The sequence below is a fragment of the Kitasatospora sp. NPDC057512 genome (genome assembly GCF_042802135.1).
Lineage (GTDB): Bacteria > Actinomycetota > Actinomycetes > Streptomycetales > Streptomycetaceae > Kitasatospora.
Genome location: NZ_JBHVET010000364.1, coordinates 1 through 8,164 on the forward strand (window position 1 = coordinate 1; position 8,164 = coordinate 8,164).

10 protein-coding genes are annotated in these 8,164 nt (G+C 72.2%); 3 read left to right on the forward strand and 7 right to left on the reverse strand.

What is annotated here, in order from left to right; genetic code table 11:
* From ACFU6K_RS22835 to ACFU6K_RS22850, 4 genes are all read right to left on the reverse strand, one after another.
* A partial coding sequence (locus ACFU6K_RS22835; protein ID WP_380665795.1) for a TetR/AcrR family transcriptional regulator occupies nt 1-260 on the reverse strand: 260 nt, incomplete at its 3' end.
* 220 nt (nt 261-480) lie between these two features.
* On the reverse strand, nt 481-2,001 hold the full coding sequence (locus tag ACFU6K_RS22840; protein ID WP_380665797.1) for a S28 family serine protease: 1,521 nt from the start codon (nt 1,999-2,001) through the stop codon (nt 481-483).
* Nucleotides 2,002-2,241: 240 nt separating this feature from the next.
* Nucleotides 2,242-3,105, reverse strand: coding sequence for a serine protease (locus ACFU6K_RS22845; RefSeq protein WP_380665799.1), 864 nt, complete (start codon nt 3,103-3,105; stop codon nt 2,242-2,244).
* 148 nt (nt 3,106-3,253) lie between these two features.
* Nucleotides 3,254-3,883, reverse strand: a complete 630-nt coding sequence (locus tag ACFU6K_RS22850) for a TetR family transcriptional regulator (RefSeq protein WP_380665801.1) — start codon at nt 3,881-3,883, stop codon at nt 3,254-3,256.
* Between the two features lie 120 nt (nt 3,884-4,003).
* On the opposite strand from ACFU6K_RS22850, the gene ACFU6K_RS22855 reads away from it, so the two are divergent.
* The 3 genes from ACFU6K_RS22855 to ACFU6K_RS22865 all read left to right on the forward strand — a co-directional run bounded on the left by ACFU6K_RS22855 (nt 4,004) and on the right by ACFU6K_RS22865 (nt 5,717).
* Nucleotides 4,004-4,159: a hypothetical protein gene (locus tag ACFU6K_RS22855; protein ID WP_380665803.1), complete on the forward strand. Its 156-nt coding sequence runs from the start codon at nt 4,004-4,006 to the stop codon at nt 4,157-4,159.
* 57 nt (nt 4,160-4,216) lie between these two features.
* On the forward strand, nt 4,217-4,585 hold the full coding sequence (locus ACFU6K_RS22860) for a DUF4190 domain-containing protein (RefSeq protein ID WP_380665805.1): 369 nt from the start codon (nt 4,217-4,219) through the stop codon (nt 4,583-4,585).
* Between the two features lie 247 nt (nt 4,586-4,832).
* Nucleotides 4,833-5,717, forward strand: coding sequence for a metallophosphoesterase family protein (locus ACFU6K_RS22865; RefSeq protein WP_380665807.1), 885 nt, complete (start codon nt 4,833-4,835; stop codon nt 5,715-5,717).
* A gap of 129 nt (nt 5,718-5,846) precedes the next feature.
* Here the strand turns inward: ACFU6K_RS22865 and ACFU6K_RS22870 are convergent, their stop codons facing one another.
* From ACFU6K_RS22870 to ACFU6K_RS22880, 3 genes are all read right to left on the reverse strand, one after another.
* Nucleotides 5,847-6,158 carry an SHOCT domain-containing protein gene (locus ACFU6K_RS22870; protein WP_380665809.1) on the reverse strand — a complete coding sequence of 104 codons (312 nt, stop codon included), beginning with the start codon at nt 6,156-6,158 and terminating at the stop codon, nt 5,847-5,849.
* A gap of 183 nt (nt 6,159-6,341) precedes the next feature.
* Nucleotides 6,342-7,019: a response regulator gene (locus ACFU6K_RS22875; protein WP_380665811.1), complete on the reverse strand. Its 678-nt coding sequence runs from the start codon at nt 7,017-7,019 to the stop codon at nt 6,342-6,344.
* The coding region (locus tag ACFU6K_RS22880; protein ID WP_380665813.1) for a sensor histidine kinase at nt 7,016-8,164 on the reverse strand (1,149 nt) is incomplete at its 5' end. The genes ACFU6K_RS22875 and ACFU6K_RS22880, both read right to left, overlap by 4 nt.

Sequence of the window (8,164 nt, forward strand, 5' to 3'; positions counted from 1 at the left end):
GTGTCCTGGAGGGCGACGGCGGCGTTGACCGCGTCGATCTCGTGCGTGACCACCCGGCGGAACAGCTGCACCGACAGCTCGGCCTTGCCGCTGAAGTGCTGGTAGAGGCTGCCGGTGGCGATCCCGGCGCGGTCCGCCACGGCGGCCATCGTGCAGCCGCCGTAGCCGCGCTCGGCGAGCAGGCCGACCGCCGACTGGAGCACCGCTTCGCGCTGGGCGTCCAGGCGGGCTTGTACGGCAGGCGTGCGTCGGTAGGCCATGCAAGCATTGAAGCACCGATTCACTGCTTCGGGGAGGGGGCTGGGGCGGTCCGACCTTCCCGCCGACGGGCGCGGGCACGCGGGGGGCATGGGGGCGCTGGGGGCATGGGGGCGCGAAGGCTCGGGGGCATGGGGGCGCGGGACGACGCGAGGAGGCCGCCCCGGGGTCCGGGACGGCCTCCTCCTCGTGCGTGGTGGTGCGGCTTGCCGCGCGCGAGCGCTACAGCGGGCGGCGCTCCTGCTCCAGCCGCTGGCCCTCGACGTCCAGCGGGCCGAAGTCCGAGGCCGGCTGCGGCGTCTTGGCGAGCGAGCGGGCGGCGTTCGCGTCGCCCAGGCCGGCCCACTCCAGCACCTTGGCGGTGGCCTCCGCCGACTGCGCGGCGGGCAGCTGCTCGATCTTCGAGCCGTGGTTGCCGCCGGGCACGGTGTAGACGTAGCTGTCCTCGCTGCCCCGGCCGAGGTGGAACGGCTTGGCGCCCCACGGGTCGTTGCCGCCGTAGACGTACATGATCCGCTCACCCTCGCGCTTCACCCAGCGGTCGATGTCGGGCATCGCGTTCGGGTTGAAGACGGTCGGGATCTCCTTCGGCACGTAGCTGCGGACCGAGTAGAGCTCCTTGTAGTCGTAGTGCAGCACGTCCTTCAGGTGCGAGACGTCGAAGAACGGCGCGCCCAGCTCGGTCGCGGCCTGGTAGTAGTACGCGGTGTACTTCGCCAGCGACTGGTCGCTGTTGCCGGTGATGCCGGACTGCGAGTCGAACCAGGCGTACAGCTCGTCGTCGGTCGCGGTCGCGGCGACCGGGACCTTGGCGCAGTCGGCCTCCAGGCTGTACTGCCAGAAGCCCCAGACCACGTCCAGCACCCCGGCCTCGTACGCGCGGTCCGGGGAGCCGAGGGTGTTGAAGGTGGAGCCGGACGCCTTGTTGTCGGCGACGTAGCGGGGCTCCAGCCGGTCACGGCGCACCAGCAGCTCGCGCTGGGCGGCGTTCAGCCTGGCCCGGCACTCGGGGGTGCCGACGGTGCGGAAGAAGTCGCTGTACGCCTGGTAGTCGTTGACGTTCGTGTTGTTCGGCGCGACGTAGGCGATCGTGCCGGCCACGTCGTCCGGGTAGAAGCGGCGGAAGTAGGTGGAGGACATGCCGCCCTTGCTGGCGCCGGTGGACAGCCACTCCTCCTGGTAGATCCGCTTGAGGGCGGTCACCAGCCGGTGCGAGTCCGCGGCGCCCTGGCGGATGCCGGCCTTCGACCAGTCCGCCGGCTCCGGGCGGGAGGGGGTGAAGAACCGGTACTCGATGGACACCTGGTTGCCGTCCACCAGCCGGGTCGGCTCGGTGCGGGACGGGTTGGTGCCCAGGGTGTAGCCGTTGGTGTAGAAGACGGTCGGGCGGTCGTAGCCGCGGTGCAGCAGGCTGAAGCGCTGCTGGAAGGTGCCCAGCCAGGGCCGGAAGTGGTCGATCGGCTGGGTGTACGTGGCGATGAAGTAGCGGTGACCGGTGGTGGTCGGCTTCTCCTCGGTGATCGTCACGCCGGGGATCGCCGCCAGGCGGTCCTTGATGTCGGCGGTCGGGTCGTCGGCGGGGCTCCGGCCGTGGCGGGACCCCTTGCCCTGGTCACCCTGCGCTCCCTGGGCACCCTGCGCGCCCTGGCCGTCGGCGGCGGACGCCGGGCTCGCCAGGCCGCCGAGCGCGAGCAGCGGTATCAGCAGGGCGGAAGCCAGCAGCCTTCTCACGGTGGTGGTCATCAACTCTCCATCTGTTCAGCTGACATGATCGCCGCCCGCCGGTACGGCCGCGCGGCGCGGATGGTGCAGGTGGTGCGGGGTGGAGCGGGTGGAGCGGGTGGCCGATCGATGGACGGCCGGGTGGTGCGGGGTAGAGCAGCTGGAGCGGCGGCCGACCGATGGACGGCCGAATGGGCCACCCGCCGCTCGCGGATGGCCCATCGGGGGAAAAGTGCTGGTCAGCGCGGTTGCCCTGGTGACTTACGGGCGGGGCAGGGTGCAGCCGGCGAGGGTGAGGTCGAAGCGGTTGCCGGCGGCGAAGCAGGCCGGGATCCCGTAGGTCTCCTGGGCGTAGCCGATGCCCGGACGGACCGTCACCGCACCGTTCTGGTCCACCTCGCAGGGGTTGTCCAGGGTGCAGGTCTCGCCGCTCTCGTTGATCGTGTTGTTGACGGCGACCACCTGGCCGGTCGAGGCGTCGACCACCGGCGAGCCGGAGGTGCCGCCGATCACGTTGCAGGTGGAGGTGTAGCGGACCGAGTCCTTGAAGGTCCAGTCGGCTTCCTTCAGGCGGTAGGCGAAGCCGTCCACCGAGCAGGAGTAGATCTTCTTCCAGTAGCCGGAGACGACCTTGATCGAGGTGCCCTGGACCGGGTGGGTGGCGGCGATGGTCAACGGGGCTATGCCGTACCGGGACTGGATCGAGGCGTAGGTGGTGTTCAGCTGGTAGATCGACACGTCGGTGTCGGTCATCGCGCCGTAGACGATCTTGTTCGCGCGCAGCGTGGCGACACCGCTGCCGCTCCCGTTGAGCAGGGTGAAGGTCCGGCTGGAGGAGCGGTTGAGGACCACCTCGCCCGGACCGGGCATGCCGGTCTCCAGGCAGTGGCCGTTGGAGAGTATGAGGGCCGGGTCGTTCGCGGTCGAGCCGGGCATCCGCACCAGCGAGCCGGAGCAGTTGCTGAGGGCGACCGTCCCGGCGAAGTTGACAGCGGTGACGGGCTTGGCGGCGGACGTGTCGGCGGAGGCTGCGGCCTGGGCCGGAGCGGCTCCGCCGAGGGCGGTGGCCCCGGCGACCAGGAACGCGGCGACCGTGCCTATGAGCGGCTTGAGCGGCTTCTTCATGAGAGACCTCTCGGTGTGGGGGATCCACTGGTGGGGGTGCACCAAAGCTGTCGCGGACATGACCCACTGTCAAGAGTCAAAGCAACACCAAGAACCGCCCAAGCCGCAATGACCGGTTATCGTCGCCACCCGGCCAACGCCCGGACGGTCAACCCGCCTGCCAGTGCTCCCGACCGAGGCTGATCAGGCGCAACTGGAGGCGCGCGGTGGCGGCGATCCGCCGCTCCCGGGCCGGGTCCGTCTCCAGCGCCTCCAGGAAGGCGGCGGCCGTGGAGACCATGTGGTCGACGTACAGCTCGGCGAGCATCCGCAGGTCCTGCTCGCTCCACCCCCGCGACTGCGGCTGCAGCGCCAGGGCGGATCCCACCTCGGCGGCGAAGCGGCCGAGTTCGGCGTCGATCGCCTCGCGCACCCGCCGCACCCCGCCGTGCCGCTCGCGCGCCAGGAAGCGGACGTGCGCCCGGTGCTCGCGGACGTGCCGCTCGATCACGTCCACCGCCCGGCCGATCAGTTCCTCGGCGTCGCCGGCCTCGGCGAGCACCGAGCGGATCATGACGTGCAGGCTGGCCAGCGACTCCTCGACCAGTGCCACCCCGAGGGCGGCGAGGTCCGGGAAGTGCCGGTAGAAGGCGGCCGGGGAGAGCCCCGCTTCGCGGGTGACCTCGCGGACGCCCAGGCTCGCCAGGTTCTGATCGGCCAACAGGTGCAGCCCGGCGTCCAGCAAGGCCCGCCGACTCTGCCGCTTCTGGGCCTGTCTGGCCCCCACGGTGTGACTCACGCCATTCAGTAAACAATCGTTTGCCGAACTTGGCCAGCCGAGCGTAGAGTGGGGCCGAAGTCAGTGAACACTTGTCAACCGAAATCGGCGCAGTCCCATCCGCAGCCGAAGGAGCCAGCCGTGATCCTGCTCTCCGCCCTGGTCGCCATGGGCATCCTGATCGGCACCGCCGCCCACACCTCGTTCCCGGTCTTCCTCGCCGCCTCCGCCGGCATCACCGCCTGGCTGCTCGCCTTCGGCGCCCGCGAGGGCATCGCCCGCCTCCGGCACCGCTGACCCGGCCGCTCCGCGGACCGCACCCGCGGCCACTCTCCAGAGAGGACCCGCACCACCATGAGCACCGCCACCGACCGTCTCGCCACCAGCCACATCGCCACCAGCCGCACCGCCACCAGCCGCCGGAGCGCCAACCGCCCGCAGCGGCAGGCCCAGCAGACCGTCCGTCAGGAAATCAGCCGTCAGCGCACCGCCGAGGGCGATGGCCTCGCTGTCGCTTCCTTCCTCCTCGGCCTGCCCGGCCTACTGCTGTTCAACATCGTCCTCGGGCCGATCGCCATCACCCTGGCCACCCTGGCCCTGGTCCGCGGCACCAACCGGCGCGGCCGCGCCGCCCTCGGCCTGACCCTCGGCATCGCCTCACTGGCGATCCTCGCCGTCACCACCGCCACTTCCCACGGCGTGCTCATCGACATCAGCTCCTGAACCGGCTCGGCCCAACTCCCCGTCAATTCGCGGTTCCTGATCCCACCTCCTATTCCCGTCCAGCCTTCCGCTCCGCTCCCGATCCACCGCCCCGGCCTTGACCCGCCGGTGAACCACCGGTGAATCGCCGGGCTGACCTCGGCTCCCGGGTCGACGGTTCGAACGACTGATCCCGTCAACCCGCCCCACTCCCCCCGCCCGCCACGTAGGGTGGGCCCCATTGGCCGGGCAACCTCAGGGGGCAGGAGTGACTACGGAGAACCGCAGCGAGGCACAGCCGGAACGGAGCACCCCGACGGGTGGACGGCTGCTCGCCGTGAGCGATCTGCACATCTCCTACCAGGAGAACCGCGACCTGGTGGAGAAGCTCCAGCCCTCCCACCCCGGGGACTGGCTGCTCGTCGCCGGTGACGTCGCCGAGATCACCACCAGCATCGAGTGGGCCCTCGGCCTGCTCGCCGAACGCTTCGCCCGCGTGGTGTGGGTACCCGGCAACCACGAGCTGTGGACCCACCCCGAGGACCCGGTCCAGTTGCGCGGAGTGGCCCGCTACGAGCACCTGGTGGAACGCTGCCGCCGGCTCGGCGTGGTGACCCCCGAGGACCCGTACCCGGTCTGGGAGGGCCCCGGCGGACCCGTCCGCATCGCCCCGCTCTTCCTCCTCTACGACTACACCTTCCGCGCGCCGGGCACGACCACCAAGGAGGCCTCCCTGGCGGCTGCCTACGAGAGCGGCATCGTCTGCGCGGACGAGCGGATGCTCTACCCGGACCCGTTCCCGGACCGCGACTCCTGGTGCCGGGAGCGCGTCCGGCTGACCGAGAAGCGACTGGCGGCCTGCGACCCGGACGTCCCGCTCGTCCTGGTCAACCACTACCCGCTGGTCCGTCAGCCCACCGAGATCCTCTGGTACCCCGAGTTCGCCCAGTGGTGCGGGACCGAGCTGACCGCCGACTGGCACACCCGGTTCAACACCGCGGCGATGATCTACGGCCACCTCCACATCCCGCGCCGGACCACCTACGACGGCGTCCCGTTCACGGAGGTCTCGCTCGGTTACCCGCGCGAGTGGCGCAAGCGCGGGCTGCCGGACCCGCTGCTGCGGGAGGTCTTCCCCCAGACGGCGGGCTGAGCCTCCGGCTCACCGTCACGCTTTTCGGCGCCCGGCCCCCGGTGCCGCCGACGCCATGGACCTCCATGGCGTCGGCGACCCGGTCGTCGGCCCCCCGGGCGGCGGGGCCCCGTACGACGCCCGGGGCGGTCACTTGGCGCCACCGCCTCCAGGGTCGCCCCGCGACGGTTCGCTGAGCACGGCCCGCTTGGCGCGGTACTCCTCGGCGTCGATGTCGCCCTCGGCGTAGCGACGGCCCAGGACGGCCAGCGGATGCTCCGCGACGGCTCCGGCTCCCGCTCCGGCCCCGAACCCGGCCCTGGCGCCGTACCCGCAGCCGTGCCGCCGCCAGACCGTGCGGCGCAGGACCGCGATCACCAGGACCACCACGGCGATCCAGACCAGGGGGATCAGCAGGATCCACGGGCCCGGGCCGTGCCAGTAGGCCAGCTGGGTGTACATGGTGGTTCAACTCCTCGGTGGTGGGCTTCCAGTGCCTCGGGCGGTTCCCGAGACACCTGAAGCGTCCCTCCGATGAGCCTCATCGCGCGTCCTACCAGCAGCGGCAGTTGGGATACTCCCGGGAGAGTACGAACCACCCGCGACGCGCAGCCCCGGGAGCAGGCCTCGGCCCAGGAGCAGACCTCAGCCCAGCCAGCCCGGCCGCACCAGCCCCGACTCGTAGGCCAGCACCACCAGTTGCGCCCGGTCCCGCACCCCGAGCTTCACCATCGCCCGGCTGACGTGCGTCTTCGCCGTCAACGGGCTGACCACCAGCCGCCGGGCGATCTCCTCGTTGGACAGCCCCATCCCGACCAGCGCCAGCACCTCGCGCTCCCGCTCGGTCAGCATCGAGATGTCCGAGAGCCCCTGCGGCACGGCCTCGGGCCGCTTCGACCGCGCGGCGAACTCGCCGATCAGCCGCCGGGTGACCCCCGGCGAGAGCAACGCGTCCCCCGCGACGGCGACCCGGACCGCCCGCAGCAGGTCGGCCGGCTCGGTGTCCTTGACCAGGAAGCCCGCCGCCCCGGAGCGCAGCGCCTCGAAGACGTACTCGTCCAGCTCGAAGGTGGTCAGCACGACCACCCGCACGGAGGACAGCGCCGGGTCCTCGGCGATCCTCCTGGTCGCCTCCAGCCCGTCCATCCGCGGCATCCGGATGTCCATCAGCACGACGTCCGGCACGAGTTCGCGGGCGAGCCGCAGCGCGGCCTCGCCGTCGTCCGCCTCGCCGACCACCGTGAGGTCGTCCTGGAGGTCCAGCAGGGCCCGGAAGCCCGCCCTGACCAGCAGTTGGTCATCCGCCAGCAGTACCCGAATCAATCGCTCTCCGCCTTCGGTGTCGGCAGCTCCGCCCGGACCCGGAAACCGCCGTCGGGCAGCGGCCCCGCCGTGATGGTGCCACCGAACGCCGCCGCGCGTTCCCGCATCCCGACCAGCCCGCTGCCCGACCCGCCCGCGTCACCGGGCACCGCGGGCCCCGGGTCCTCCACCCGGACCACCAGCACGGCCCGGTCCGTCCAGTCCAGCACCACGACCGCCTGCCGGGCCGCCGAGTGCCGGACCACGTTGGTGAGCGCCTCCTGGACGATCCGGAAGGCGGTGAGGTCGACGGCGGCGGACAGCGCGCGCCGCTCGCCGCGCTCCTGCACCTCCGCCTCCAGGCCCACCCGGTCCGCCTGCTCGGTGAGTTCGTCCAGCCGGTCCAGCCCCGGGGCCGGCCCGCGCGGCGGCGCCCCGGGCCCGCGCAGCGTCGCGAGCACCTGGCGGACCTCGCCGAGCGCCTCCTTGCTGGTCGACTTGATGGTGACCAGCGCGCCGCGCGCCTCCTCCGGCCGCCGGTCGAGCAGCGCGAGCGCGACCCCGGCCTGGATGTTGATCAGCGACAGGCTGTGCGCCAGGATGTCGTGCAACTCCCGGGCCATCTTGAGCCGTTCCTCGTTGGCCCGGCGCTCCTCCAACTGCTGCCGGTACGCCCGGTGGGCGGCGATCCGCTCGCGCCGGAACCGGACCAGCTCGCCGCCCGCCATCACCAGCAGCAGCCAGGCCAGCAGCCCGAGCTCCTGCGGCCAGACGCTGCCGGACGGCGGGGCGGCGCGCTGCCAGCCCGCCGGCAGCACGAAGGTGCCCAGCAGGTGCACCAGGTAGACCCCGGCCGCGCCCGTCCAGGCCGCCCGGCGGTGCCCGGAGCCGATCGCCGCGCAGCAGGCGATCAGCCAGCTCACGAAGACCGGCCCGTACGGGTACCCGGCGGCCAGGTACCCGGCGGTGACCACCGAGGTGCCGGCCACCACCGCCACCGGCCGGCGGCCGCGCAGCACCAGCAGGGCCGGCCCGAGCAGCAGGAGGAGGTAGCCGAGGGCGTCCAGCGGGACCCGCCCGTGCTGGCCGTGCGCGGCGACGGTCGAGCCGACCACCTGGATCGCCGCGACCGCCACCGCCGGCCCCAGGGCGTGGCCCGCCGCGGG

Bases quoted from the DNA above. Each gene is read 5' to 3' on its own strand.
- ACFU6K_RS22860 (WP_380665805.1), top strand. From the start codon at position 4,217: ATGAGCACCGCCACCGACCGTCTCGCCACCAGCCACATCGCCACCAGC.
- ACFU6K_RS22845 (WP_380665799.1), bottom strand. From the start codon at position 3,105: ATGAAGAAGCCGCTCAAGCCGCTCATAGGCACGGTCGCCGCGTTCCTG.
- ACFU6K_RS22870 (WP_380665809.1), bottom strand. From the start codon at position 6,158: ATGTACACCCAGCTGGCCTACTGGCACGGCCCGGGCCCGTGGATCCTG.
- ACFU6K_RS22840 (WP_380665797.1), bottom strand. From the start codon at position 2,001: ATGACCACCACCGTGAGAAGGCTGCTGGCTTCCGCCCTGCTGATACCG.